Below are 24,232 nucleotides of genomic sequence, written 5' to 3'. Positions count from 1 at the left end.
GATGATGGATATTAATACGCTTAGGGGGTTGGCTACCGTTTTCGCTCTGGTGGCTTTTGTCGGTGTTTGTCTATGGGCATATAGCGCCAAGCGTAAACCGGATTTTGATAACGCCGCCAATTTACCCTTTGCCGATGAAGAGCCTGATTCGGTAAGTTCTGAACAGAAAAAATAGCTGCCTGCATTAGCATGGCGTGTTTAAAAGTGAGAGGCAATAAATGAGCAGCTTCTGGAGTTTGTGGATCATTATCTTAACCACGATAACCATCGTGGGTATTACCTGGATTTTATTTGCCAATCGCAAAACCAAAAATACCGGGCCGGATGAGACCACTGGGCACGTCTATGACGGCATTGAGGAATACGACAATCCTTTGCCAGCCTGGTGGTTTTATTTGTTTGTATTTTCGATTGTATTTTCCTTGTTATATTTGCTTGCTTACCCCGGGATGGGGGATTTTAAGGGCTTGTTGGGTTGGACGCAGGTGAATCAATTAGAAAAGGAGCAGCAGCGAGCTGAGCAACGCTACGGCCCCATCTTTGCTGCCTATCGTGATATGTCTGTCGAAGACATTACCAAAGATAAAAAAGCGATGAAGATGGGGCAGCGATTATTTGCGAATAACTGTTCACAATGTCATGGCAGTGATGCGCGCGGCAGTTATGGTTTTCCTAATCTAACCGATGAGGAGTGGCTGTATGGCGGTACCCCAGAACAAATTAAAGCGACCATTATCAATGGCCGTAATGGCGCTATGCCGCCTTGGCTTGCAGCACTGGGCGAAGCGGGTGTGGTTGACGTCAGTAATTATGTAATGTCCTTAAGTGGTCGTGAAGTTGATGCCGATGCGGCTGCTCGGGGTGGTGAAAAATTCCAGATGTTTTGCGTAGCGTGTCACGGTGCTGATGCCAAAGGCAATATAGCGTTTGGTGCCCCCGACTTGAGTAATAATATTTGGTTATACGGTGGTTCGCCCGGTTTAATCCAGCGTTCTATTCGCAATGGTCGCAATGGCCATATGCCGAGTCACCAGAATTTAATCAGCGCCGATAAAATCCATATTTTGACGGCCTATATTTACCAGCTGTCACTGGCTCAAGAATCGCCTGCTCAATAAGGAGCAGGTGAGTTCAATCACTGGCTAAGACATGAAAGATACTGTTGATGAACTCAACGCAGAAAAAAATACTGCGATTCCCGTAGTCGCGATCGACGCGGTTGAAGTATTCCACCCCCCGGTGTTACCGAGGTGGATTTGTATCAAAAGCGTGAGAAAATTTACACCCGTAAAATAACTGGTTTTTATCAACGTATCCGTGTGTATACCGGCTGGCCATTATTGCTAGGCTATTTTTTGCTGCCCTGGATTAATTGGAATGGTTCGCAAGCAGTATTGTTCGATTTGCCGAATCGTCAATTTAATATTTTCTTTCTTACTTTCTGGCCGCAGGATTTTTCGCTGTTGGCGTGGCTGCTGATCATCGCAGCATTTTCTCTGTTCGCGGTTACTGCCTGGTTGGGCCGAGTGTGGTGTGGATATACCTGCCCGCAGACGGTTTGGACAGCAATTTATATGTGGGCAGAGCAATGGTGTGAGGGCAGCCGTAATCAGCGGATAAAACTGGATCAAGCACCGTGGTCGGTGAACAAACTGCTTCGCAAATTCAGCAAGCATACGATGTGGTTGGGTTTTGCTTTTCTGACAGGTTTAACGTTTGTTGGATATTTCTCACCTGTTCGCGAGTTGACATTAAATTTATTTGTATTTGATTTCAGTCATTCCTTATTGGACTGGGAGCTTGAGTGGTGGGGCCTGAGTGTGTGGGAGGCCGCATGGATATTGTTTTTTACTTGCGGGACTTATATCAATGCCGGTTGGCTTCGGGAGCAGGTGTGTATGTATATGTGTCCCTACGCCAGATTCCAGTCGGTGATGTTCGATCAGGATACCTTGATTGTGTCCTACGATTATCGCCGCGGTGAAAGTCGCGGTGCCAGAAAAAAAAAGATAATAAACAGGAACTGGGCTTAGGCGATTGTGTTGACTGCCAGATCTGTGTGCAGGTTTGTCCAACCGGTATCGATATTCGGGATGGCTTACAGTATGAATGTATAAATTGTGCGTTGTGTATAGATGCTTGTGACTCCGTGATGGATCAAATGGGCTATGAAAAAGGGCTTATTCGATACACCACGGAGCATGCGCTTGAAGGAAATCCTTCGCGTTTTTTACGGCCGCGTATCATTGGCTATGGACTGGCTGTGATGCTTATGGTGGCATTGTTTATTGGTGTCATTGTTGTCAGGACTCCACTGGAGTTGGATGCGGTGCGTGATCGAGGCCGGCTGTATTATGAAACATCCATGGGTATGATAGAAAATAGTTACACCCTGAAAATTCTTAATATGGATCAACAACCGCATGAGTACCAAATCGGTTTGCAGGGCCTGGAGGGTGGGAAAATTGTTGGCGAAAGCCGGGTGCAATTAACGTCAGGTGAAATACGCGAACTGCCTATCAGGGTTACTATCGATCCTGCGGATTTAATTGATACCAATACCACCATTTTATTTACCGTACAAAGCCTTGATGACAGTGAGCTTGCTGCAGATGCAGAAAGCCGTTTCATCGGTCCTAGAATTTAACGCTTCATTTATAGTTGAGTGTATTATGACGTCTGAATCATCAGCGCAAGAACTTACACCATGGTACCGTCAGTTTTGGCCGTGGTTTATCTTTGCGTTGCCAGCCACTGTGGTAGTGGCTGGTATAGTTACGGTGTTTATCGCTATAGATGGTGCTGATCATCTAGTGACAGATGATTATTATCGGCAAGGTTTAGGCATTAATCGCTTATTAGCTCAGGATCAGGCCGCTACGTCACTGGCGGTTGCTGCCGAACTCAGTCTGGATGATGTGCTGGGCGAATTGCATCTGCAATTACAAGGTCAATTTTCCAGCTACCCCGATCAATTAACCTTGCTGTGGGCGCACCCGGCAGATCAAGCATTGGACTTTGCAATTACGTTGCAAAAGACAGCGCGTAACGAAGAAGGCACAGCCTCTTATGTCGCAGAATTAACTCAGCGAGTGAGTGGTCGCTGGTATCTTCAATTGAGCGCAGCCCAGCCACAGCCATGGCGCTTAAAACAGGCCGTACTGATAAAGTCAGACATGGCAGATGATTCGCCGCAACAGTTTTTACTGGCAGCGAAAGGGGAGGACTAAGTGCTGCAAATGGTACAGGCTAAGCCATTAGATTGTTACCACTGCGGGCTTGGTGTTGTGGCCGGCGCAGATTACTGCGCGGATTTGGCTGGTGAGTCGCGTCACTTTTGTTGCCCAGCATGTCGCGAAGTTGCGCAATTGATTGCCGCAAATGGTTTAACATCTTTTTATCAATACAGGACGCCCGCGCTGGAAGCTCCCGGTCAGCAACTACTCGATGAGTGTTTTGTGGCGTTTGATGATGCCGATTTTCAGCAGCGCTATGTTACTGGTGATGATGAACTGGCGAGTATTGAATTATTAGTCGGTGGAATTCATTGTGCTGCCTGTGTGTGGTTGCTGGAACAATATCTATCAAAGCTGGCTGGTGTAGTCCAGGTCAGTGTCAGCCTGAGTGAACAAAAAGCGCTGTTAAAATGGCACCCACAAACATTATCGTTAAGTGCGGTTTGTCAGGCGATAGCTAAGCTGGGTTATCAGCCCGAGCCGTATAATCCCGATAATTTACAGTTAATGCAGCAGCGTGAAAATCATCAAGCTCTGCGTCGCTTAGGCGTCGCTGGTATTGGCATGATGCAAGTGGGGATGTTTGCCATTGCCTTATATGCCGGTGCTATTCAAAGTATGGAGCCCGAGTATCGAAGTTTGATGCGCTGGGTGAGTTTATTAGTCGCTACCCCGATCGTATTTTATTCTGCGCAGCCATTTTTTATTGGAGCGTGGCGTGGAGTAAAAATGCGGGCGCCGGGTATGGATTTGCCAGTAGCGATAGCGATCGGTTTGGCCTATTTAGCCAGTGTCAAAGCCACGGTGCTTGGCATTGGCGAAGTGTATTTTGATTCCGTGGCGATGTTCACCTTTTTACTATTGGGTGGTCGTTATCTCGAAATGCGGGCGCGTCATTTTTCCAGTCGCTTGAGTGCCGATCTCAATAGTGTGTTGCCAGCGTTTGTGGAGTGTCAGCGTGGTGAGAGCGAGTGGCAATCAATCCCCTTGTTTAAAGTTAAGGTGGCGGATCGTTTGTTGATTAAGCCGGGGCAGGTGATTCCCGCTGATGGCGTAGTGGTTTCCGGGACCAGCAAAGTGGATGAGTCGGCAATGACCGGTGAGTTTACTTTGCAGCGTAAGGCGCCAGATGATGAAGTGATTGCTGCCAGTGTTAATAGTAATGGTAGTTTTATTATGGCGGTAACGGCTACCGGAGCTGAGCTCAAGCTGCAAATGATTAATCAGTTACTGCATAAGGCCCGCTTGCAAAAACCCAAGCAAGCACAGTGGGTCGACCGTTTAGCTAGCCGCTTTGTGTTGGCGATACTTACCATTGCCACATTGACGTTTGCTTATTGGTATTTTATTGCGATAGAGCAACAACATAATGCGTTTTGGATAATGTTATCTGTGCTGGTAGTGAGTTGCCCCTGTGCATTATCGTTAGCTACTCCTGCGGCAATTACAGCGGCAACCAATAGCTTGCGCGCGCAGGGTTTGCTGGTGACCAATGCCGATGTTTGGGAGTTAATGCCAACGATTAGTGATGTGGTTTGTGATAAAACCGGGACCTTAACCAAGGGCGAATTATCTATCGCCGAAATATATCCTGTAACAGATATAAGCAGTGACCAGGCTTTAGCAATTGCCGCTGCGTTGGAGCATTATTCAGAACATCCGATTGCGACAGCGTTTGCTCGTCGATGTTCAAATCAGGCCCGACTTTTTGCCGAGGACGTTGAATTACACCATGGCTTGGGCATCACTGGTAGCATTGAGGGTGAACGTTATTGCCTCGGCAGTGATGCGTTTGCCAATGGGTTCCATGCAAGCAGTTCCGTCGCAAAGCCTGGCAAGGATGGGCAATGGCTATTGTTGAGTGGTAGCAGAGGACCATTATGCTGGTTTAAAGTACAGGATACATTGCGTGATGATGCCGCCAAGTTTATTCAGCAGTTGAAACAACAAGGTTTAACCGTCCACTTGTTAAGTGGCGATAGTTCTACAGCGGTAGAACAATTAAGTAATCAATTGGGGATGGATCATTTTTTAGCAGCAGCCAGCCCAGAACAAAAATTACATTACATTACTAATTTACAGCAGCGCGGCGCCAGCGTCTTGATGTTGGGTGATGGTATAAACGATGTGCCGGTGCTGGCTGCCGCCGACATTTCAGTGGCAATGACCAATGCTTCCAACCTGGCGAAAACGCAAGCCGACAGTATTTTATTGTCTGGCCAATTAAGTCAGGTGTTACTGCTGATCGCATTATCAATGCGTACGTCGAGCACCATAAAACAAAATATTTTATGGGCTTTGGGCTACAACGTTTTGACTATTCCGTTAGCGGTGATGGGATTGATTGCGCCGTATTTGGCAGCGTTGGGTATGTCGCTAAGCTCACTGATGGTGATTGCTAATGCGCTACGGTTACAGAAATATCGTCAGGTAGAGAATAATGGATAGCTTATATATCTTGATTCCTATCGCATTATGTTTTGTCGCGCTGGCGGTTAAAGCGTTTTTTTGGGCGGTGGACAATAAGCAGTATGATGATTTGGATGCGGCTGCCCACAGTATTTTATTTGAAGAGGAAGTGCCGCCAGTGAAGCCGCCAGTAAAGCAGGGGCTTGGCACAGAATCGGACGATACTGATGACTGAGCTCAGCTTGGTCAGCGCATTATTAATCGGCTTTTTAGGCAGTACTCATTGTTTGGGTATGTGTGGAGGTATTGCTGCAGTGCTTGGAGTGCAATCCGACAATCGTTTTAGCCGTTTGTTAAGCTATAACTGTGGCCGTTTAGTAACTTACACCTTGATCGGGGCGGTCACGGGTTTGCTAGGTGAGCAACTGCTGGTGGCACAGCCCCAGTTTACGGTGTTGTTAAGAGTGCTGGCGGGTGTATTGATGGTCGCTATGGGCTTGTATGTGAGCCAATGGTGGATGGGTTTAACTCAGTTAGAGCGGGCCGGAGCAAAACTCTGGCGAATGATACAGCCTTTAGCGGCTAAGGTCTTACCCATTAGTAATCATCGGCAGGCCTTGCAGCTGGGAATTTTATGGGGCTTGCTGCCATGTGGCTTAGTCTATTCGACACTAAGTTGGGCCTTAGCCACAGCAGACTGGCGACAGTCTGCGCTGATTATGCTGGCCTTTGGCGTCGGGACGTTGCCCGCCATGTTGTCGGTAGGGTTTATTAGTGAAAAAGTGTTGCAACAGTTTAGACAGCAAAAAATTCGCTGGGCTGCTGGCGTATTGATTATGATATTTGGCGTATTAACGTTGGTAGCACCGCTGCAGCATTCAGGCCATCGCACCATTAAAGCAGGAGCAGATATTGCTCCACATCAACATCATTAGTGATTAGACGCACTATAATAAAAGTCAGCGAGAGGAGCAGATCATGATTGCAAATATGTTTGGCGTGATTTTTCACCCGAAAGGCCAGTGGCAGTCTATTGCAGATAGACAAAGTTTTCCATTAATCGGGTCGGTCTTCTATACCGCACTGCTAGCCTGTATTCCGGCGATTGCCTGGTTTTATGGGACTACTGCGATTGGTTGGAAAGTGGGTGACGGCGAAGTGATAAAATTGACGCGTGAGAGTGCGATAGTGATTATCATCTTGTTTTATTTAACTATGGTGGTCTCCATTTGTGCGATTGGTTATATGATTCACTGGATGTCGAAAACTTATGGCACTGATTCCAGTACGGCAAAAGGGATTGCGGTAGCTGGTATTTCGGCAACTCCCTTGTTTTTAGCCGGGGTGATTGGTTTTATCCCGGTTTACGGGCTGGACTTATTGATTGGTGTGGCGGCAGTGTCTTACGCAGTCTATTTATTGTATCTGGGGATACCTATTGTGATGGGGATACCAGAAGAACGCGGTTTTTTGTTTTCCAGTGCGGTGATTGCGTTTTGTATGGTGATACTCATGATGATTATGGGTGGCTCGGTGATTTTATGGGATATGGGCGCAGCTCCGGATTTTACTGACTAATAGTTGAAGTAGATCAACTACAAAAAAAACGCCGCATTTGCGGCGTTTTTTTGTATTCTGGTTTTGTTAGAAGGTATAGCCGATGGAGATCATATAAGCCCAGGGGTCGATATCAACGTCTACATTCACTTCCCCAAGTGCTGAATCAAAACTGGCTTCGGTATCAATATCCATATGCCAAACCGAAGCGTTGAGGAGCCATTGATCGTCAAGGATCCAGTCAACACCTGCCTGCGTGGCAAGCCCCACTGAGTCATCCAGTTTTAAATTGTCAGCAGCCAGTGCTGCTTCGGCATCGCTACTTAAATCCTCGCCAAAAAAAGTGGTGTAGTTAATGCCGATACCAACATAAGGCCTGATCTGCGAATTTTTATTGCCGAAATAATATTGGGCACTTAAGGTCGGAGGTAGGTGCTTGGTGCTGCCCAGATCAATGCTGCTGCCAACTGCCAGATATTGGTCCAGCCCTTTGGCTTGGATATCATGTTCAAACGGACTGGCTGCCAGTAGTTCAATACCAATATTATCACTCCACATATAAACAATATTAAGGCCTAGTTGAGTGTCGTTATCGACACTGGCTTCGGTGCCAGGCAGTGGACCAGTAGCAGTAGTGCTAATAGTACTACTGCTTTCATCGGGTGTTACTGCTGCTAGCCCCACTCGTACAACCCAGTCTCCTTGCTCATGGGCGTTGCTAGCGCAGGGTAGCGTTATCGCTACTATAGCTGCCGATATTGCCTTAACTAATCTATTTTTTTCCATGGTTACCTCAGATAAGTGTTATTCAAGTAAAGAGTAATAAGTGGGACTAGTTTAAGTTTGAATGGATTGAAAGAAATTGACTTGAGGCAGGTCGGGAGAGGATTCAGTCTAAAAAGCATAAATGTTTTATATAGATCAAGTTTTTAACCATAAAATGTGCTGGGGTAAGTTCCAAAACTATTAAAGCAAACCAGTCTTTTATCATTAATGCAGTTAACACAATTCTTAGCAAAACTTGACTGAATAAGTTGTTCTAAATCAAAGATGCCTTTTGAAGGCCGTATAGAGTATGTCGTACGATTATTAAAAATAAAGAGGCAGCTTTATGTCCATCGACCTTTCCAAAACCCGTGACCGTGATCAGCGCACTGGGGGATTTCTTGATAATTATGTTGGCCATCGCGCCAAAATTGGGGTCATTATCCCATCGACTAATATTTCGGTTGAATATGATTGCCAGCGTATTTTACCCGCGGCGTCAGTTGGCATTTTGCCCGCTTCTTTATTGAACACCCTGATTTGAGTGACGATGAAAATTTTGTGAAATTTTTAGAGTTGCTGCGCGGTACGGTGCCCAATGCAGTGCGAGATGTGCTGACCTGTAAGCCGGATCACATCATGATGGGGATGTCAGCAGAAACCTTTTGGGGAGGTGTTGAAGGTAATGACGGTTTTGTTGAGCACATTCAATCGTTGTGCGGTGATCTGGGCTTAACTACCGGAGCAAATGCCGTTAATGCAGCGATTGCAGCTTATCAATCGGTTGGTCATAACATTAAAAAAATTGCGGTGCTGGGCCCTTATCAGCCTATCGGCGATAAAAACGTACGCAAGTTTTTTGAAGAGTCGGGATTTGATGTTAAGCATGTTGCAGGCTTGAAGGCGGCCAATGCGACTGACGCCATTGCGCTGACGCCAGAATTTGGTAATGACAGCGTCATGGATGTGGTGCGTCAAATTGATGCTGATGATGTGGACGCGGTTATTCAAGTTGGTACCAATTTATCAACCGCGCTCACATTTCCCACTTTGGAAAAATGGTTGGGTAAACCCTGTATCTCCATTAATACCGCGTGTTGCTGGCATGCTTTACGCGCCTGTGGAGTGGATGATCAATTCGATAATATGGGCCGTCTGTTCGAAGAGTTTTAATCTGAATGAGCGTCTCAATACTTCAGCGCAATGTTTAAACAAAGGGGTAAATAATGACTAGTGAATTACCAATATTAATTTCCGGGGCTGGGCCGACTGGTTTGACATTGGCCTTGGCCTTGGGAAAGGCGGGCTATCAAGTAGAGGTGTTCGAAGCTGAAGCAGAGCTGGCTGATGAAATTCGAGCCAGCACCATTCATGCTTCGACGTTGGAGTTTTGGGATCAGCTGGGTGTTGCGGATCGCATTATTGCCAAAGGTAAAAAATCCAGCACGCTAAAATTTTATGAACGCGGTACTGAGGAATGTGTAGCGAGTTTTGATTACTCACTGATCGAAGCGGATACAAAATTTCCTTTCCGCTTGCAGTGCCCACAAAATATTATCACCCGTGAGTTATTACCCGCCGCGTTGGAAACCGGCAATGTGCGGGTACATATGGCGCATGCTTCATTAAGGTTTGAGGATCACGGTGAATCAGTGACCTTATATGTCGATACGCCGAGTGGTAAAGAATTGGTGGTAGAGGGGCAGTATTTATGTGCCTGTGATGGTCCGCGCAGTCCAGCCAGAATTCAGTTAGATATCAAGTTTCCTGAAGTCAGTGTCTATGAAGATCGGTTTTTGTTGATTGGGACGGATATCGATTTGCCGGCGATCTATCCTGATATTGGCCCTGTCGCATATTTTTATGACCCGGAAGAATGGATCATCTGCATGGAACTGCCCACCATGACTCGAACTATTTTCCGTATTCCGCCTGATGTGGATACCTCGGACCTCAAATCAGAGGAATCCTGTCGTCGCCGCTTGGAAAAAGTGGTAGGCAAGGATTATCAATACAATATTAAAGTCGTTAATTACTACAGTGTTTTACAGCGAGCGGCTGAAACATTCCGTGTGGGTAGGGTCTGTTTGGCGGGCGATGCTGCGCACTTGAATAACCCTACCGGTGGGCAGGGCTTGAATAGCGGCGTGCAGGACGCAGTGATGTTAGCGGAGAAATTAATCAGTGTATTGCAGGGCGGTGCTGACGCTGCGCTGGATGAATATTCTATAGCTCGCCGGGATTACCATAAAAATATGGTGCAACAAAAAGCAGCAAAAAATTATTCAGACCTGGTGTTAACTGAAGCCGAAGATCGGGCCAAGCGCAACGAGGCGATGAAAGCAATGGCTACTGATCCCGCGCAGGCCAGAGCTTATTTATTGCGTGCTTCAATGCTGGATCATCGTATTGAACAGTCGCACGCGGCTTAAGTGACACGTTAAGAGGAATAAACAACAATGGATAATATTCAATTAGCTCAGCGCGCGCGAATAGGGGTGTTAATTCCCGCTACTAATACCGGTGTTGAATACGACTTGCAGAATCTTAATCTCCCCGGGGTGACTTGGCACCCTAGCCGGTTCTGGGTGTCTTCTCCAAACTGGGAGGCCGATGGTGAGCAGGCTGGTGATGGTGTGGATAATGCCTTTGAGCGTTTTTTGGAAGGTATCCGCCCCGAACTCCCTTTGGCTGTGCGCAACGGTATGGCGGCGGATATTCATCATTTGATGTTGGGTATGTCGGCTGAAACGTTTTGGGGTGGCGAGAGCGGTAATATCGAATTTGAAAAACGTATACGGGATGACATTGAAAAATGGAAAACTATAGATCCTGAAGGTGGGATGACCTATGACCGCGATATTGGCCTCACCTCTGGTGCCGGTGCTATTGTTGAAGCATTGCGAGCTTTTGGTGCGAAAAAAATTGGCGTGATTGATCCTTATCCGCCGATTGGGGATCAAAATGTCGAATTGTTTTTTAATGATATGGGTTTTGAAGTCAATAAAGTTCAAGGCTTGTGTCGTGCCAACGCTTGGGAAATTGCGCGATCACCTATTTCAGCGGTGTTAGATGCGGTAAAAACGGTAGACGCTGATGATGTAGATGTTATTGTGCAAGCGGGAACCAATCTTTCTACGGCGGATATATTTCCAACGCTGGAACACACACTTGGCAAGCCTTGCTTGTCGATTAATTTAGTGACGGCCTGGCATGCATTAAGAGCTTGTGGCATTAATGACAGGATCGTGGGTAAAGGGCGCTTGCTAGAAGAGTTTTAATTATTGGTTAATACAGGGGATGTGATGAAACCATTGACTGAAGAGATAGTGGCAGAATTTAACGATAGTCTGGAGCGATGTGGTAACGCATCGAAGTTTCTCGGTCGGTTTTATCAAATTTTTTCTGAGTCATCACCTGATATCGCCGCAAAGTTTGCTAGCAGTGATATGCATCATCAGATCCGTGCATTGAAAACCTCTTTTTATATGGCGATGGTGGCAGCAGATGTTCAAGCTGAAGCGGCCGCGTATTTAGAGAGAATTGCTCAATACCATAATCGCGATACGCTGGACATTAAACCGGAATATTATCAGTTGTGGATTGATAGTATGGTGCAAGCAGTCAGCGAATGTGATCCCCAGTTTGATCAACGGGTTGATTTCGTTTGGCGGGAGTTTATGCGCCCGGCAATTGAGTTTATGCAGTCACGATATTAGTTTTTTCGTTTTACTGCTGCCAGGCCAATGAGCGAAATGTTGAACAACCAGATGCTCGCCGGAATTGGCACTTGAGAAGTAAATACTGATCGCTGAAATGAATAGCGCGGCTCTTCAGTCAGTGTCAAAGTACCCTCCATAAACCAATGCAAGTTCCAGCCCCAATAACCATCTCCACCACCAATAGCTTGGTTGATATTCACATAATAGGGGGCAGGCACGCCTGGCAGATCAATCGTAATGATACCTGTCTCATCGATATTTCCATCTGAAAATTGTAAGCCTGCTTTGGTTGAGTAAGCGCTTTCATTGGAAAAATCAACGGGATTAGCTGTAGCATCCCATGCATCATAGATCACATCATTAACATAAACTGGAACTGTTCCTCGATCAAAGATGACGCCTGTTTCTTTAGCTTGCCCAGACAGGTTGAAGTCCAGCCGCATTTCACCCGTTGCGTGCAGTTGCACGTACTGACTTCCAGTGAGATTGATACTGTGACCCGTTTGGTCCTCATCAATAATATAACTGCCATCTTCGTTTGTGGTGATTGAAACGGTACCCGAAACATTCCAGTCAGTGGCATAGTCTTGTCGAGTGTAATCCGCAAACACAGCGGCATCGGTTAATTGAGAGGTAACGTAATAGGTGGTCGCTAGAGATTGGCTGCTTAGGAATAATGCAATAATTGTAACGAAAGAGATTCTTTTCATTGTTCAACTTCCTTATTGTTTTTTTATTCAGTCTGACTTGGATTCTATCTTGGAAAATATCAATCTGCAAATAATGATAGTGAAAATAAGGCAGTATTAATAGCGGTGGGGAGCTTTTTCAAGGGTGCTTGTTTTGATTAGTAGTGATTTCACCACGAATACAGCTGCCTTAGACGCTCAAGTGGGTCTGTTGTAGGGGGCTGGATTGATTGAGGTGGTTTTAAATACTTTCATGTTGGCATTGAGCTCCTTAAGTTAACCTCAATGCCAACTTGTTAGTGACTATTATTAAGCACTCTTTTTATGCCCGGCAAATAACGTTTCACCGCTACCGATAATTTCCGTATTGGCGGCATCCAATTTTCCGCGTTCAGCGGGATACGCTTGTACAATCCCCATCGCCATCTCACGAATAGCGCGGTTGGTTAAGCTGCTGCTTAAGGCGCCGCCGGTGCCGGCCGCTTTCAATGCATTGGTGGCGAGTTTGAACCCTGATTCGGCTACTTGCCCTTTGCATAAGCGCCAGAGTTTGACGACCTCATCTTTCGGCAATAACGGTGGCTCGGCGGTTTCCAATTCCAACTGTCGGCGCAACCAGAGCATGGCAGTATGCAGGTCGGTCATCATTTCACCCAGTAGCTGCTGGTACATTGGGCCAGTGCCATAGGGCTTGCCGGTATCTTTAAAGGTTTTGGTTTTTAGTTGGTCGAGAATATATTCATATACCGAATAGGCGATGCCGAGATAGACCGCGCCGCCCGCCATTTGATTACCGACAAAAGAGCCGCGGCTCATATCCATGGATTTTTTAAACGCACCGACAATCGGTAGTGAGTACTCATCACTGACAAAGACATCTTTCATCACCAAGCCGTCAGTGGCACTGCCGCGCATACCCAGAGCATCCCATTTGATCCGACGGTCCAAACCGGCACTGCTACTATCGACAATAAACGTACACATGCCATCGATATCATCATGGCCTTCCAGGTTTGCCGTCACCAAATAATAATCAGCCACACCATAGGCACAGGCAAACGATTTCACGCCGTTAAGTTGATAGCCGCCATCGACTTTTGAAGCAACAGTTTCTACCGTGATTTTGGCTTTTTCGGTTTTGACATTTTCACTGGTGAAGTTCCCCATCCACTTGCCTTCACGGCCTATCAAGTTGAGCAGTAGCTCTGCCCATTGGGTGACTTTGGCTGCTTCTTCGGCATTAAATAAGTTTTGTTCTAAAGCCTTTAATAGCAGCGTGCCGCGTGAAGTGGCGGAACACTGGAAGTAATAGCACAGTGCAGTAGACGGGCAAGCGCTGCCCATGGCGAATGTCGCTGCGCATAGGTCACGTAAGCCGCCTCCCAGACCGCCATATTGCTCCGGTACCATTAAGCCGAGTAATCCCGCATTGCTGAGAGTTTTTACATGGGGCATGTAAAACTCTCCGGCTTTATCAACGTCATCGGCATGATCACGCAAAGCAGGTAATACCCGCTCCACCATGGCGGCACGGTCTCGCTCAGCAGCGGACATGTTTTCTACAAAAATTTCACCGGTTAAAGTCATGGCTGCACCCTGTGTTGTTCTGTTGATTGTGGTTATTGGTCGTTGCTATCGGTTGAGTGCGCGGCAGCCTCAATAGCTGCCGCTGACTACTCAATAATTACGTGGCTTGTTTTCACCTTCGGTGTTGGGATTCCAGGCCGGTGAGACGGTGTTGACCAAACTTGGGCGGGGCAGAGTGCGGCATTGTGCTGAGATGGTTTTAACCAGCCGGTCTCCTAGCTCTGGTCCGTAAAACTCATCTGCCATATTGTTTGCAGGGTCACGTTCGCAAATATTACGGCGTACAATGTGGTCGCGTTGCGCGATTTGTTCGCGGATTTCCACCGGTGTTTTAGGTGCTTCATCAACCCATTGCAACCAGCGGTCCAGCCGGTTCATATAAACTTCGCGAATTTTGTCGTAGATCTCGTCTTCCGGTTCTGCACTGTAGCCCACTGCGGTCGGGGTCATTGCAAAGCGGGTGTAAAGGTCGCGGCTGACGAAAGGCATAAAGCGAGGGTCTTCAGCGAAGGATAAAAACTCCTCATTTACTTCGGTATAAAACTGGTCGACGTAATCGATATTGGTCCAGGTATCGACTCGGGGAATTAAATCGTTATACATAAATAGTTTGGGGATAGTGCCCAGCGCGCAACCAAAGTTGGGCACCAGCACCTGTGGTCCCAGCGTGATGGTGATATGCATATTGCTAAAGCCTTTGCTGGTATCGCCACACCATGAGTGTACATACCAGTCTATTTCAGGGCCTGAATAGACTTCAGTATTACCAGTGATGCCGGTAGGCGCGGTGTAATTAAGAAGGTCATCACAGCAGGGATCGCGCTGCAACTGAAAGCGGGCCATGATCTTGGCATGCATCTCATCCATAATGCTCCATAGGCGATTAAAGCTCTCGCTGGTATCGGTTGCTGGGGCGTTTTTCCAGATGTCGATGATGGGGGTGACGATTCTGTCGGCTTGTTTGCTCATGGCTAATCCTCGGTCGTTGGGCTGGGCCCTTATCAATCATTGCTTGCTTGGTGTATTGATATAACTTTATGTCTTTTGAGGCAATGACCGTTTGTAGCTTGTTTGATTTAGCGCAATTTATGAGGGGGTTATTTGTGGTTTTGGACGTGATGGGATACTAAGGCGGAATGTCGGCGTTGTACTGGGAGAGTTGTGTGGGCATTAAAAAAGGCCCGGATGGGCCTTTTTTAATGCATTGATAGATATTAGTTACGGCGTTTAAGACCAACCAAGCCTAGTAACGCTGACGTAAACAGCCACATTGCTGCGGGAACAGGCACGGCACTGACTCCCGCCAAGCTTAAGATTTCCTGGTCGCTGAGCTGAGTAATATTATGGCCATAGTTGTCATTGAGTGCGGCTATCATTTCATTGGCTAATAAACCTTGAATGATGGTGTTTGGATGTAAGCCGTCTTCGGCGGCATAATTTAAGGCGTGTGAATCAAGGGCGCATTCGCCAGCCGTATTACAAAAAGCACCGTCACCAATTAGGCTGATATCTGCATTAGTCGCAGCAGTGTTAAGTGCAATTTCTAAGCCGCCAACAGTGACTGTGCCGGTGGCCTGATCAACTCGATTAGCATCCAGTGTCCAGCTCCAGAGGTCGACAATCGCCACGCCACGGGCTAGTGCTCCGTCAATAAGTTGTTGGTTAACTGCTGTAATCCCCGCGAGAATATCTGCATTACTGCCACCGGCTGTACCTGCAGGCAGCAAGCCTAATAACAAGTCGACATCGCCCGCTGCCAGCAAGGTATCAACGCCAGCCAAAATGGAGCTGGCTACATCATCAATAAATGCCTGGTCAATGACGCCGTCAGGGTTGGGGTAGGTGTTGCCACTGGTATCAAACATATTGGTACGGAAAAAGAAGTCATTGGAGCCTATGCCCACATAGGCTGTGCTCACGTTACCTGCACTAATTTCTTGAGCCAGACCAGCTGTTTGGGCGCTAAGGTAAGATGCTCCAAATGCGGTGACGGGGATTTGAACGCCAAGTCCGGCGATAGTGTTCATGGTATTATCGCTCGCTACACCGCCAGAAGTGGCGTAGTTGTATTCGTAACCAGAGTAGCGAATGGAATTATCCCAAGTGCCGTCAGCTACGCTTTTGTAGCCCCCGAAATTAAAGTCGCTGCCTCTGCTGTGGGCCAGAATCTGCCCCCAGCTACCTGCCGCGAGATTATTATTAGTGAGTGCAGGACCGCCCAGATAATCATCAGTCAGGCTATCCCCAACCATTCCCATATTGATTTGGGCGTGGGATAGGGTTGAGAGCGTAAGAAGTGTGGCGGTAATTAGGCAGACAATGACGTGGTTCATAATATTCCCCGATTATTATTTTTAGTCAGGCGACAGAGATTTGTCGTTATAGGAATACCTCTGCAATTTTTGTGCGCGCTTGAAAATAATGAATTAAATCAAAGAGTAAGACTAATGACTCTTAGTTCGAGCTCTTGCAAAATAAGACAGGTGTAAGATTATTCGTCATTGGGCTATGTGCAGGGATTGTGCCTGCACCGTTATAGTGCAATTGCTGCTGTAGCGTAAAGGCCATTTTAATAAGCCATTACGCTGCGGGAGTTTATTTGAGGGTTTTACCTGCTTCCTTAAAGGCTTGCTGGCGTTGCTCGATTAGCTGTTCGATGTTTTGTAAGTAGTCGGCTTTGTCGCTTAAGCCGCCCAGCTCGCCGCTAAGTTGTTGTTGGATTTTTTGCTGCAATTGCAGTTTGAGCTTGTCGGTTTGTGCGCCGACTTGTTTTTTAAGGCTTTTGCCGAGTACTGAATCCAAATTGGACTTTAATTTGACGGTGGGGGCGGTAATGTCGCCACTGGCACTTAGCGCCAGATTGAATTGCTCAACACTAGCCAAGGTTTCGGCTATGACACGCTGGCTGGTGCTGGGGTTGTCGCTATCGGCTAACAAACTGACCTGATTAAACTGCCCGTTGAAGCTCAAATCGATAGTCGCGGGGGTCAGGCTAACATTACCTTTTACAGTGGTGCGCGCTTTTGCCAGGGTAAGTTTAAGGTCCGACTTGTCAGAGAGTATCAAATCATTCAGCGCGAAGTTATTAACGTCAAGCTGCAACTGATCGTTAAAGGCACTTTGCCGATGATCAAAGACCGCGTTGGCAATAACACTTGCTCCCGCTGCGTTATTGCCGCTGAGCGCGAGTTTTGCCGCTTGTTTCCATGCTGTGGCTGGAAAGGCAAAGTCACTACCTTTGCCATCAAAGCGAATGGTATTGCCGCTGTTGCCGAGTTCGCCGCTGACGGTAAATTTGCGTACCAATACTTGCGGCAAAGGGTTTTGTTCCGGAAATTTAACCCACAGTCCTTCGCCGCGTTTGGGTTTTGCTGGCTGGTCGCTACTGGCCTGCATTTTGGTCGAGAGTTGTTTGAATAAGGCCAGACCTTGTTGCAGCCATTGCTTAACTTGCGCACCGGTAATAGCGCTCATAAAACCACCCTCACCACCACCTAAGCCAACTGAGGTCATGAGTCTGTCTGCTTCTCGTGCGGGTAAAGATTTGGCATTATCGATTTCGGTTTTAATTTGTTGCTGGTCTTTCGCTAATTGTTTTTCTAATGAGCTGATTAACTTCAGGTCTTTATCAAGATCATCTTTGATAGAGTTAAGGGTATTCAGTTTTTCTAAAAAATTGCCTTTTTTAGCTGTTTTCCAGCGTTGTTTGTATTCGTCCAATTTGTCGTCATCTGGCAGGTTTTTAATATTATCTTGCCAGCGTTGTTCGATAGTTTTTAGTCGGCTTTCAATTTCATTGACTTCCGCTTTGAGGTACGCTTCTTCTTTTTTCAGGATTTGGTCGGTATCCGGCAAGCTGAAACCTGGAATCACACCTCCTAAATCAATGCCATCAAAGAAATCATCACTGTCATCTGCGGTTTTTACTTTCAAGGTTTTGCCGCTGGAGCTTCTGGGGCTGTTGAAGCTAAGGCCGTTCAGCGTTGCGTTATCGATAATCAGTTGGCGGCGTAATAGCATCAACCCATCGAGCTGGGTTGAGATTTCACCGGCACTGAATAAATTAGTCATCGGGGCGTCGGGGTTGGTAACTTGTAAACCTGCAAGTTTCAGGCTAGTTGGCCACAGCGTCAGAGTGGCGGAGTTCAGCTCCACTTTGGCGCCATTGGCTTTGGTTGCCAGCGTTTCAATGCTGGCTTTAACAATCCAGTCGATACATAAATACCAGGTTAGGGCGATCACGATGACTGCACCTAACCCCCAAAAGCGTATCCATTGACGCATTAAACTGATCCTCTCTATTGGTAGTGAAATTGTACTTAGCTATATTGTTGCAGTGACTGATAGGCATTAACAATCTTGCCGCCTTTGAGCCAAATAGCTAACCGGGTTTGTTTAGCCCAGCCGATTAATTGTTGACGATATTGCAGCACGATATAACGCGTAGCAAAAAAGATTATAGGGCTTAGTAAAAGTGCTAAGCAAAAACTACCAATCACTAAAGTGTTATTAAAGGCCAGTAAGCGCCAGAGGCTGTTTTGATAAAGCTGGGTCCACAGCGCTTGTAAACTATCAGCAAATAAAAGGTACTGGCCTAAAAGCTGGCTCAATGGATCGAGGATAAAAGCCAGTAGCGTGAATACAGCGAAACTGATGAGAAACATCGACAGGTTTAGTCGTACGATTAACACAATTAAAAATAAGCCAATATTGTGTACTGAATACAATGGCGTAAGGCCGATGATAGCGGCTAATACAACCGCCAGCGCGATCTGTGCAGGGCTATCTTCCGAGTTTAAAATTTTAAGTAATTTTGCTAACAGCGTGATCATTGGTTTCTCCGTTTAACAGGCAACACTATAGCCTGTTGTTCGATATTTTATAATCTCTGATTTTTCTTTCTTAAGCCTCATAGCGTTTGCTTGTGCAGCTATCGAATGCGCGGCTTGAAATAGATAGGTATTTTTACTTATCTCTTTGTTTTAAAAAGAATTTTTTAAAAGTTATTGGTCTTGGATACTGGTTTTTCTGATTTCTTGGCTATACTGAAAACGATAGTAAGACGTAATGGCAGTACCCTTCAACCCACAGTATGAAATACTGATTAGATTGGTGGTGACATGAAAAACAAAGCCTATCGTTTTTTACTGCGTGATAACGGCACTCTGCGTAACATTACTAATCATCTTTGGAAGCAAATGCTCTCCAGTCAATTACCCTTTCCTCACTTTAGTGGTCAACAAATTACTGTGGGTGAGTTAGGCTTCCAGCGGCAACAGATTAAGCATGCCAAATTGTGGACATTATCTATTGATGAAAACGGCTTTATTAAAACGTTAGAGGCTATGCCGCTTGCATGTCCGGCGCTTAAGGCTCGATTAGATGAATTATTTCAGCAACAAGGACCTGAGGTGGATGCTATGGTGATGGCATTTATTGATAGTTTAGTTGATAAAACGGCGGTTCAAACTGAGGTTGAGCTTGCTGATAATGTTAGGCAACTGCCATTGTTAACGGCGGAAATGCTGCCTTATAACGAAGCAGATTATATTGGCCAGCTATTGGCAACAGGTTAATAGCTTTGGCGAAAGGGGTGATAGTTTACGCTGAAAATACTGCACCTTGTGATTAGTTAAAAATTGAGCGCAGTTCTTCAATTTGTTGCTCGGCTTCCTGCACAATGGCAGTCGTTTGTTCTGAGGTAAGCTGTCTTTTTGCCAATTTTTGAAAGGCGGGGATGGTTGTCATCTCGGGTAATGACGGCGGTTGTTCGGTGCCTTGCAGGGTGTAGAGAATAGCGATCTGTACTAAGTCACAGTAATCAAAGTCGGAGCCATCTTCAGCGATGTTGCCATCGTTGCGCATCCAGTCGTGGGATTCTCGAGCTACGGTAATCAGTTCTTCATTAAAGTCCCACTTGGTTAATACCATATCTCCCAGCTTGCCACGCAAGCTACTGGCAGCCATATTCAAGCGATTTGCATCGGTTGATAAATCGTAAAAGCGCTCAGCATAAGTCAGTACCACAATTTCGCCAATGCTATGAATTAAGCCGGCTAATAACGCTTCTTCTTCATTGAAACGTGGCAGTTGTTTGGCCAGTACATAGCTATAGCAGGCAACTTCAACGCTCTTTCTCCACAGCTGGTGCATATGGTCTTTAAAAGTATGTGAGTTACTATTGAACAACGCCAATACCGCAAAACTGGTGACTAGCTGTTTAGTAGTGATTAAACCGAGGCGTGAGATGGCGTCTTGCGTGTTGTCGCAGTGGCTAACACCACGATACATAACGCTATTGGCTACTTTGACTAATTTGGCGGCGATGGCTGGATCAGTGTTTACCAGTTTAGCCAAGTCATTCATGCTGCATTCGGGGTTGTCTATTAGTTCGCGAATACGAAATGCGACTTCTGGCAGGCTGGGCAATACAAAGCGGCCGGTTTTTAGTTCTTGTTCAAATTCGTACACCAGCGAATGACCATCTTCGCCAGCTTTTTGTTGCATTTCTTGCACCATAACATTGCTGTTAGAGCTACGGGTACTGCGCTGTAATTCATCCAGTACCGAAGCTGAAACCACAAAGTAGCGAATATCTGTAGCCGCTTTGGCGGTATACATACGGGGGCGTAAACGCGCAATGGGAAAACGGGTGTTCGGATCTTCCGAATTAATGGTGTTTTCTCTACCGTCGTTAGCGACTAGATTGATGGTGCCATTAAGCAGGTAAAACTCGTCAGCGTCGTAATCGCCACTGCTGAACAGGGTAAAACCCTGTGACGCCGTTTTGACTTCTATGCCCATAGCCAGCATTTGTAACAATTTGTCATCAATATTGTCGAAGGGGGAGTAATGTCGGAGTAACTCCAGCAGAGAGGATGATGATTGATTGTCTGTCATGACGTTTTTAGTTCCTGGGTCACTTGGGGGGCGCATCCCTCTAACGAGGAGGTTTAGCAAGGTCTATTGCAATATGGCTACTATTATAGAATTAAATAGACAGCTTTGTTGAGGATTTTACCGGAGAACTTTCTTTATACGCTATTACTGATAACTGTGCTGATTAAATATCCACTTTGCCACGTAGTGATTTGGTCCTGCCTTGTTTGGTTTTACTATCCATGCGTCGATTGCGGGCAGATTTGCTCGGCTTTGTTGCACGTCGGACCTTGTTAACCGTGGTTGCCTTTTTAATCAGTTCGGCAAGTCGTGAGAGGGCATCTTCACGATTCTTTTCCTGGGTACGAAAACGTTGAGCCTTGATGATAATCACGCCATCTTTAGTTATACGCTGGTCTTTGCACTCAGTTAAGCGCTCTTTATAAAATACCGGCAGCTTGGAGGCGCGAAAGTCAAATCGTAAATGGATGGCAGTTGCCACTTTATTAACGTTTTGACCGCCGGCTCCTTGTGCTCGAATCGCCGTTATTTCAAGTTCTTCGGTGCTGATACTGACATGGTTGGTTATTTTTAACACACTGTCGTCCCTACACGCTGTATTCAAGAATCTTCAGGTTGTTAGTCATGCCGCCGGAGCCGGTGATATCTCCGCAGGTAATAATGACTCTGTCACCAGGTTTGATGGCGCCGGTCGCGCCAATTTTGGCTAAAGCTTGATGGTAAACATCTTCGCCATGGCCGGTGACATCAAAATAAATCGGTATTACACCGCGGTAAAGCGCCATCCGACGACAGCTCGATAAATGTCGTGAAATTCCAAAGATAGGTAACCCGGAGCTGAGCCTTGACATGATTAAGGCGGTAGCGCCGGATTCCGTCAGACAGATACTTGCGCTCACATTGTCTAAATGGTTTGCCGCATAAATGGCTGACAGTGCAATGGATTCTTCTATTCGCTCAATATTGCTATCCACACGATAGCGAGAGATACGGGTGTCTGGATGTTGCTCCGCGCCTAAGCAAGCATCAGCCATCGCTGCTACTACTTTTGCCGGATATTTGCCCGTAGCAGTTTCGGCTGACAGCATAACTGCATCGGTGCCGTCCAGCACGGCGTTGGCGACATCAAAGACTTCTGCACGAGTAGGCACCGGGGAGTTAATCATGGATTCCATCATTTGAGTGGCCGTTATTACCGGACGGTTGGCACGGCGGGCCATTCGAATAATTTTTTTCTGTACACCGATTAATTGAGCGTCACCAATTTCAACGCCTAAGTCCCCTCGCGCTACCATTACACCGTCAGAGGCAAGAATAAGTTCTTTCAGGTTTTCATCAGTGGCTACGGCTTCGGCCCGTTCAATTTTTGAAATAATTTTGATATTGGCATTATGTTCATTCAGCTTGTCTTTGACCGGGTTTAAGTCAGCTGCATGGCTTGGAAAGGATACCGCGAGATAGTCAAGTTCCAATTCGATGGCGAGAGTAATATCATCCAAATCTTTTGCAGTAATAGCTGGAGCGGATAAGCCTCCACCCAAACGATTCAAGCCTTTACGGGATTTTAACAATCCGCCCATCAGGACTCGACATTGAACATCGGTAGTGGTCACTGATAATACGCTTAGCTGGATTAGACCGTCATCCAGGAGCAGGGTATCGCCAGCAGCCACTGATTGCGGCAGCGCTTTATAACCAACGCTGATGCAGCTATCGGTTTTGGTTTTAGTGTCATCAATAGTCAGAGTGATTTCACTGCCATCGCTAAGGTCTATTGTGTCTGCATGCAAGTCACCAATTCGGATTTTGGGGCCTTGTAAATCACCCAGGATGGCGGCGTATTTTTCTTTTTCGGCACAAACCTGGCGGATAATGCCGGCTTGTTTGCGGTGACCATCCGCGGAACCATGCGAGAAATTTAACCGAAAGACATTTACCCCTTTGTCTAACAATGTGGCGATCATTTCAGGGCTGCCTGAAGCAGGGCCGATAGTAGCGACAATCTTGGTTCTTCTACCCATTTAACTTTCCTTTGGAACGCTGGCTGTACATTCAGTTTTGGTGCGAGGTATCAAAATATAGCTTAAAGCTTTCTTTGATAGTTATTAATGATAGTGTAAATCAATGATTTAACACTGTATATTCGGTTACCTTGATTTGCTGTGTTGATGCGTTGATTTTTCCGTGTCAGTAATCGTAAGTGCAGCGAATCATATTGGTGCAAAACAGGTGAGTCAAAATAACAAAAAAATTATCTCAGTTAAGACTGTCAGCTATCATGCCCAGTATAGAGTTTAATTATGTGAAAAGTGGTTGGAGAATAGATCATGGCGGGTTCCTTGCAGGATCAATTGCTAAAAGCAGGTTTGGCGGACAGTAAAAAAGCCAAAAAGATTAACAAAGATAAAAGTAAGCAGGCTAAACAGCAGCGTAAAAATCAAGTTGATACCATCGATGAAACAAAAATACAGGTGCAGCAAGCAAGAGAGCAAAAAGTCCAGCGTGATCGTGAATTGAATGAGCAGCGTAAAGCTGAGGCGGATAAAAAAGCTATAGCAGCTCAAGTCAAACAATTGATTACCGTTAATCGTATTGAACGCAGTGGCGGTGAAGTGGATTATAATTTTACTGATCAGAAAAAAATAAAAAAAATATTGGTCAACCCGGTGATGTTGGAGCAACTGAGCAGGGGCTGGTTGGCGATTGTCAGTCTTGAAGGTAAATATGAACTGGTACCTGCCGCGGTTGCTGAAAAAATTAGTCAACGTTTGCCCGATCGTGTAATAGTTTGTAATGAAGCTGTCACTGAGCAGCTGGATGAAGATGATCCCTATGCTCAATATCAAATTCCTGATGATCTAATGTGGTAATAGGCTGATGTTTGATCTTAAGGACTTGTTGGTTTTTACCATTTTTATCAGTTTTATGATGTTGTGGTGGAACGCTCAGGGTATAAAACAAACAGCACTGTCGGCGGTAAGGCGTCACTGTAAAACTCTGGATGTGCAATTGCTCGATGATGGTGTGGTGTTGAAAGGTTTTTGGTTAAAGCGCGATGCTGGCGGCAGCATTCGTTTGTGGCGCTCCTATAATTTTGAATTCACCTCCACTGGTAATGAGCGTTATAAGGGCCAAATTATATTGCTGGGGCGAAGAGTGGAAAATATTCACTTGGATGCGTACCGAGTACATTGAGTGGATGCCGTATGATTTAAATATGGTAGGGTTGTGTCAATAAGTCCGGCAGTATTAACCCGCCCTTACAGAAAGACACTATGGATCACCCGGTCACACTCATCAGTAAAATTCAGCGCTCCAGGAACTCGCGAAGCTCAGACAGCCTTCCGCTCAATCTGAATTTTGCTGA

The 24,232-nt window shown here is 46.2% G+C and carries 26 protein-coding genes and 1 pseudogene; 17 read left to right on the top strand and 10 right to left on the bottom strand.

The window, feature by feature from the left end; all coding sequences use genetic code 11:
• The first annotated feature begins 4 nt into the window (after window positions 1-4).
• The 9 genes and pseudogenes from UNITIG_RS06720 to UNITIG_RS06685 all read left to right on the top strand — a co-directional run bounded on the left by UNITIG_RS06720 (window position 5) and on the right by UNITIG_RS06685 (window position 7,223).
• Complete coding sequence (locus UNITIG_RS06720) at window positions 5-175, top strand: cbb3-type cytochrome c oxidase subunit 3 (protein WP_101757689.1); 171 nt, start codon at window positions 5-7, stop codon at window positions 173-175.
• Between the two features lie 43 nt (window positions 176-218).
• Window positions 219-1,118 (top strand): cytochrome-c oxidase, cbb3-type subunit III, encoded by a 900-nt coding sequence (ccoP, locus tag UNITIG_RS06715; protein WP_101757688.1) that lies wholly within the window; start codon window positions 219-221, stop codon window positions 1,116-1,118.
• 132 nt (window positions 1,119-1,250) lie between these two features.
• Window positions 1,251-2,137, top strand: a pseudogene (ccoG, locus tag UNITIG_RS25500) (cytochrome c oxidase accessory protein CcoG); the annotation flags it as partial.
• A 15-nt stretch (window positions 2,138-2,152) separates the two neighbouring features.
• Entirely contained in the window at window positions 2,153-2,647 is a 495-nt protein-coding gene (locus tag UNITIG_RS25495) for a FixG Ig-like domain-containing protein (RefSeq protein WP_369809182.1), read from the top strand.
• A gap of 25 nt (window positions 2,648-2,672) precedes the next feature.
• Complete coding sequence (locus tag UNITIG_RS06705) at window positions 2,673-3,230, top strand: FixH family protein (protein ID WP_159931108.1); 558 nt, start codon at window positions 2,673-2,675, stop codon at window positions 3,228-3,230.
• Window positions 3,231-3,239: 9 nt separating this feature from the next.
• Window positions 3,240-5,684, top strand: coding sequence for a heavy metal translocating P-type ATPase (locus UNITIG_RS06700; RefSeq protein WP_235015429.1), 2,445 nt, complete (start codon window positions 3,240-3,242; stop codon window positions 5,682-5,684).
• Window positions 5,677-5,880: a cbb3-type cytochrome oxidase assembly protein CcoS gene (gene ccoS, locus UNITIG_RS06695; protein WP_101757685.1), complete on the top strand. Its 204-nt coding sequence runs from the start codon at window positions 5,677-5,679 to the stop codon at window positions 5,878-5,880. The genes UNITIG_RS06700 and ccoS overlap by 8 nt, the downstream gene beginning before the upstream one ends.
• Complete coding sequence (locus tag UNITIG_RS06690; RefSeq protein ID WP_101757684.1) at window positions 5,873-6,580, top strand: sulfite exporter TauE/SafE family protein; 708 nt, start codon at window positions 5,873-5,875, stop codon at window positions 6,578-6,580. The genes ccoS and UNITIG_RS06690 overlap by 8 nt, the downstream gene beginning before the upstream one ends.
• A 43-nt stretch (window positions 6,581-6,623) precedes the next feature.
• On the top strand, window positions 6,624-7,223 hold the full coding sequence (locus tag UNITIG_RS06685; RefSeq protein ID WP_101757683.1) for a Yip1 family protein: 600 nt from the start codon (window positions 6,624-6,626) through the stop codon (window positions 7,221-7,223).
• Between the two features lie 66 nt (window positions 7,224-7,289).
• On the opposite strand, the gene UNITIG_RS06680 is transcribed toward UNITIG_RS06685, so the two are convergent.
• Window positions 7,290-7,988 (bottom strand): OmpW family protein, encoded by a 699-nt coding sequence (locus UNITIG_RS06680; RefSeq protein ID WP_101757682.1) that lies wholly within the window; start codon window positions 7,986-7,988, stop codon window positions 7,290-7,292.
• A 325-nt stretch (window positions 7,989-8,313) separates the two neighbouring features.
• On the opposite strand from UNITIG_RS06680, the gene UNITIG_RS24135 reads away from it, so the two are divergent.
• The 5 genes from UNITIG_RS24135 to UNITIG_RS06660 are packed head-to-tail and all read left to right on the top strand — an operon-like array spanning window position 8,314 to window position 11,686.
• Window positions 8,314-8,511: a hypothetical protein gene (locus tag UNITIG_RS24135; protein WP_235015295.1), complete on the top strand. Its 198-nt coding sequence runs from the start codon at window positions 8,314-8,316 to the stop codon at window positions 8,509-8,511.
• A gap of 17 nt (window positions 8,512-8,528) precedes the next feature.
• Entirely contained in the window at window positions 8,529-9,140 is a 612-nt protein-coding gene (locus UNITIG_RS06675; protein WP_235015294.1) for an Asp/Glu racemase, read from the top strand.
• A gap of 53 nt (window positions 9,141-9,193) precedes the next feature.
• The gene (locus UNITIG_RS06670) at window positions 9,194-10,399 is read left to right on the top strand and encodes an NAD(P)/FAD-dependent oxidoreductase (RefSeq protein ID WP_101757681.1); all 1,206 of its coding nucleotides are present in this window, start codon (window positions 9,194-9,196) and stop codon (window positions 10,397-10,399) included.
• A 27-nt stretch (window positions 10,400-10,426) separates the two neighbouring features.
• Window positions 10,427-11,248: an Asp/Glu racemase gene (locus UNITIG_RS06665; protein WP_101757680.1), complete on the top strand. Its 822-nt coding sequence runs from the start codon at window positions 10,427-10,429 to the stop codon at window positions 11,246-11,248.
• A 24-nt stretch (window positions 11,249-11,272) separates the two neighbouring features.
• A complete protein-coding gene (locus tag UNITIG_RS06660) occupies window positions 11,273-11,686 on the top strand; it encodes a globin (RefSeq protein ID WP_101757679.1) in 414 nt (137 codons plus the stop codon).
• Here the strand turns inward: UNITIG_RS06660 and UNITIG_RS06655 are convergent.
• The 6 genes from UNITIG_RS06655 to UNITIG_RS06630 all read right to left on the bottom strand — a co-directional run bounded on the left by UNITIG_RS06655 (window position 11,683) and on the right by UNITIG_RS06630 (window position 18,797).
• Window positions 11,683-12,399 carry a VPLPA-CTERM sorting domain-containing protein gene (locus UNITIG_RS06655; RefSeq protein ID WP_101757678.1) on the bottom strand — a complete coding sequence of 239 codons (717 nt, stop codon included), beginning with the start codon at window positions 12,397-12,399 and terminating at the stop codon, window positions 11,683-11,685. The two genes, UNITIG_RS06660 and UNITIG_RS06655, sit on opposite strands and share 4 nt — an antisense overlap.
• A 288-nt stretch (window positions 12,400-12,687) precedes the next feature.
• Entirely contained in the window at window positions 12,688-13,965 is a 1,278-nt protein-coding gene (locus tag UNITIG_RS06650; RefSeq protein ID WP_101757677.1) for an acyl-CoA dehydrogenase family protein, read from the bottom strand.
• Window positions 13,966-14,055: 90 nt separating this feature from the next.
• A complete protein-coding gene (locus UNITIG_RS06645; protein WP_101757676.1) occupies window positions 14,056-14,934 on the bottom strand; it encodes a hypothetical protein in 879 nt (292 codons plus the stop codon).
• Between the two features lie 245 nt (window positions 14,935-15,179).
• On the bottom strand, window positions 15,180-16,298 hold the full coding sequence (locus tag UNITIG_RS06640) for a hypothetical protein (protein ID WP_145999110.1): 1,119 nt from the start codon (window positions 16,296-16,298) through the stop codon (window positions 15,180-15,182).
• A 262-nt stretch (window positions 16,299-16,560) separates the two neighbouring features.
• Window positions 16,561-18,249, bottom strand: coding sequence for a TIGR03545 family protein (locus UNITIG_RS06635; RefSeq protein WP_101757674.1), 1,689 nt, complete (start codon window positions 18,247-18,249; stop codon window positions 16,561-16,563).
• Between the two features lie 35 nt (window positions 18,250-18,284).
• Window positions 18,285-18,797 (bottom strand): TIGR03546 family protein, encoded by a 513-nt coding sequence (locus tag UNITIG_RS06630; RefSeq protein ID WP_101757673.1) that lies wholly within the window; start codon window positions 18,795-18,797, stop codon window positions 18,285-18,287.
• Between the two features lie 288 nt (window positions 18,798-19,085).
• On the opposite strand from UNITIG_RS06630, the gene UNITIG_RS06625 reads away from it, so the two are divergent.
• Complete coding sequence (locus UNITIG_RS06625; protein WP_101757672.1) at window positions 19,086-19,541, top strand: hypothetical protein; 456 nt, start codon at window positions 19,086-19,088, stop codon at window positions 19,539-19,541.
• A gap of 52 nt (window positions 19,542-19,593) precedes the next feature.
• Here UNITIG_RS06625 and UNITIG_RS06620 read toward each other — a convergent pair whose 3' ends face one another.
• The 3 genes from UNITIG_RS06620 to pyk form a co-directional block, all read right to left on the bottom strand.
• The gene (locus tag UNITIG_RS06620; RefSeq protein ID WP_101757671.1) at window positions 19,594-20,865 is read right to left on the bottom strand and encodes an HDOD domain-containing protein; all 1,272 of its coding nucleotides are present in this window, start codon (window positions 20,863-20,865) and stop codon (window positions 19,594-19,596) included.
• Window positions 20,866-21,028: 163 nt separating this feature from the next.
• A complete protein-coding gene (gene arfB, locus UNITIG_RS06615) occupies window positions 21,029-21,442 on the bottom strand; it encodes an alternative ribosome rescue aminoacyl-tRNA hydrolase ArfB (protein WP_101757670.1) in 414 nt (137 codons plus the stop codon).
• A gap of 10 nt (window positions 21,443-21,452) precedes the next feature.
• Window positions 21,453-22,886: a pyruvate kinase gene (gene pyk / locus UNITIG_RS06610; protein ID WP_101757669.1), complete on the bottom strand. Its 1,434-nt coding sequence runs from the start codon at window positions 22,884-22,886 to the stop codon at window positions 21,453-21,455.
• Window positions 22,887-23,192: 306 nt separating this feature from the next.
• Between pyk and UNITIG_RS06605 the strand changes: the two genes are divergently transcribed.
• Window positions 23,193-23,735: a DUF2058 domain-containing protein gene (locus tag UNITIG_RS06605; RefSeq protein WP_101757668.1), complete on the top strand. Its 543-nt coding sequence runs from the start codon at window positions 23,193-23,195 to the stop codon at window positions 23,733-23,735.
• A 7-nt stretch (window positions 23,736-23,742) separates the two neighbouring features.
• On the top strand, window positions 23,743-24,060 hold the full coding sequence (locus UNITIG_RS06600) for a DUF3301 domain-containing protein (protein ID WP_101757667.1): 318 nt from the start codon (window positions 23,743-23,745) through the stop codon (window positions 24,058-24,060).
• The last annotated feature ends 172 nt before the right edge of the window (window positions 24,061-24,232 follow it).

This window comes from Oceanicoccus sp. KOV_DT_Chl, from assembly GCF_900120175.1.
Lineage (GTDB): Bacteria > Pseudomonadota > Gammaproteobacteria > Pseudomonadales > Dasaniaceae > Oceanicoccus.
The sequence above is the reverse complement of the archived record's forward strand: the minus strand, read 5'-3'. Positions and strand labels throughout refer to the sequence as shown.